The sequence below is a fragment of the Streptomyces hainanensis genome, assembly GCF_004348415.1.
Taxonomy (GTDB): domain Bacteria; phylum Actinomycetota; class Actinomycetes; order Streptomycetales; family Streptomycetaceae; genus Streptomyces; species Streptomyces hainanensis.
In genome coordinates this window covers 1-2327 of sequence record NZ_SMKI01000741.1, presented here as the reverse complement: position 1 = coordinate 2327, position 2327 = coordinate 1, and the positions used below count along the sequence as shown (strand labels likewise).

Annotated in this window: 2 protein-coding genes; both read left to right on the top strand. The window is 73.4% G+C overall.

All coding sequences use genetic code 11. The annotated features are described in order from the left end of the window. The first annotated feature begins 49 nt into the window (after positions 1–49). On the top strand, positions 50–1372 hold the full coding sequence (gene lepB / locus E1283_RS35430) for a signal peptidase I (protein ID WP_425086277.1): 1323 nt from the start codon (positions 50–52) through the stop codon (positions 1370–1372). After that, positions 1332–2282 (top strand): signal peptidase I, encoded by a 951-nt coding sequence (gene lepB / locus E1283_RS35425; RefSeq protein WP_243745330.1) that lies wholly within the window; start codon positions 1332–1334, stop codon positions 2280–2282. Before lepB (E1283_RS35430) ends, lepB (E1283_RS35425) begins: the two co-directional genes overlap by 41 nt. Positions 2283–2327: the final 45 nt, after the last annotated feature.

The window sequence follows — 2327 nt, the reverse complement described above, 5'->3', positions numbered from 1 at the left end:
GCCCCGCACCACCCCGCCGCCCGGCGGAGCACCGGGTGGCACGGCCGAGATCCCCGAGACACGCGGGTTCCCGCCCCGGTCGTCGCCCCAGGGCGGCCCGGGATTCGGGGAGACCGCGGAGCTGCCCGAGACGCGGGGTTTCCCGCCCCGGAGCACCCAGCTGCCCGGCGGCGCCACCGGCCAGGTCTGGGGCGCGGTCGAACCGGAGCCGTCGCCAGGCGGCGACCGGCGGCGGGAGCCGGAGCCGGCCGCCGAGCCGACCGCCGCGTCCTCCGCGGAGCCGCAGCGGACGCTGCGCGGCCCCGGCGAGGGGCGGGCGGACCGGCGGCGCGCGGCCAGGCGCATCAAGCGGCGCCGGCGGCTGCGCACCACGCGGGAGATCCCGATCCTGATCGTCACGGCGCTGCTGATCGCGCTGGCGCTCAAGACGTTCCTGGTGCAGGCATTCGTCATCCCTTCCGGGTCGATGGAGCAGACGATCCGGATCAACGACCGGGTGTTGGTCGACAAGCTCACCCCCTGGTTCGGCTGGGAGCCGGAGCGCGGCGACGTGGTGGTGTTCCGCGACCCCGGTGGCTGGCTCGAGGGCGGGCAGAACACCGGCTCGGACGGCCCGATCGGCATTCAGCAGGGCAAGGACCTGCTGACCTGGATCGGGCTGCTGCCGTCCGACGACGACCAGGACCTGATCAAGCGGGTCATCGCGGTGGGCGGCGACACCGTGGCGTGCTGCGACGCGGAGGGCCGGGTGACCGTCAACGGGACGTCCGTCGACGAGCCCTACCTGAACCCGGGCGACGCGCCCTCCCAGATCGAGTTCGACGTGACCGTCCCCGAGGGGCGGCTCTTCGTGATGGGCGACCACCGCTCCAACTCGGCGGACTCCCGGTACCACCTGGAAGAGGAGGGCGAGGGCACGGTGCCGGTGGAACTGGTGGTCGGTCGCGCCGTGGTGATCGCCTGGCCCTTCTCGCACTGGAGCGGTCTGGGTGGCACCGAGACGTTCTCGGCGGTGCCGGAGCCCGGCGAGGTGCCGGCCGCCGACGCCGCGAGCGGCGGGCCGGTGCGCGCGGGAGAGAATGACGGTGAAATCCTGCGACTCCCGAGCCCTGCGGAACTTCCGCTCGTTATGGGAGTGGTGAGTCTGTCACGGAGGCCGGGCGGACCGGAGCGGAACGTGAGGAGCGGAAGTGGGGGAGATTGCGGTGGGTGCGCGGTCCGGCGCGGAGGACCCGGAGGAGCGTCCGGCGGCTCCCGGTTCCGAGGCATCCGGCGGAGAACCCCCACGTCGGGAGGACGACTCGGTCGGTTCCTCGGGGCATGGCACGGATGTGCCTGCGAGCGGCCCTGGCGGCGCGACCGGGGAGCGTGACGGCGGCGGCCAGGAGGGCGAGGCGGCCGGCGAGGACGACGGCGCGCAGAAGGCGGCCGGCGGCGCCAAGCAGCGGTCGTTCTGGAAGGAACTGCCCATCCTGATCGGCATCGCCATCGTGTTGGCCCTGCTGATCAAGACGTTCCTGGTGCAGGCGTTCTCGATCCCGTCGAACTCGATGCAGAACACGCTGCAGCGCGGCGACCGGGTGCTGGTGGACAAGCTCACCCCGTGGTTCGGCGCCGAGCCGGAACGCGGCGAGGTGATCGTCTTCCACGACCCGGACGGCTGGCTCGGCGACAACCCGTCGAACGGCGGCTTCGGCGCGGCCGTTCAGGACGCGTTGAGCTGGATCGGGCTGATGCCGTCCGCCGAGGACCAGGACCTGATCAAGCGGGTGATCGCGGTCGGCGGGGACACCGTGGAGTGCCAGGACGGCGGCCAGGTGATGGTCAACGGGGAACCGCTCGACGAGAGTTCCTACCTGTTCCCGGGCAACACGCCGTGCGGCGACCGTCCGTTCGGGCCCATCACGGTGCCCGACGGCCGGCTGTGGGTGATGGGCGACCACCGGCAGGACTCGCTCGACTCGCGTTACCACCAGAACCTGGAGGGGCGCGGCACCGTCGCCGAGGACGACGTGGTGGGCCGGGCCATCGTGATCGCCTGGCCGATCAACCGCTGGTCGACGCTGCCGGTGCCCTCGTCGTTCGACTCGGTGCAGAGCGCGGCGGGCCTCGTCGGGCCGGGCGCCGTCGGCCTGGCGACCGCGGTGCCGCTGGTGCTGTGGCGGCGCCGCCGGATCCTGGCCCGCGAGGCCGTGGCGTCGCCGGACTCCACGGCTGCCGCCGGCGGCGAGGCCGCGCCCGACCCCGGTGTGGCGGACCCCAACGTGGCGGAAAGGGGCTGACCGTCCGCCCCGCCGCTGGGTAGGGTCACCTCCTGACCTTTGAGC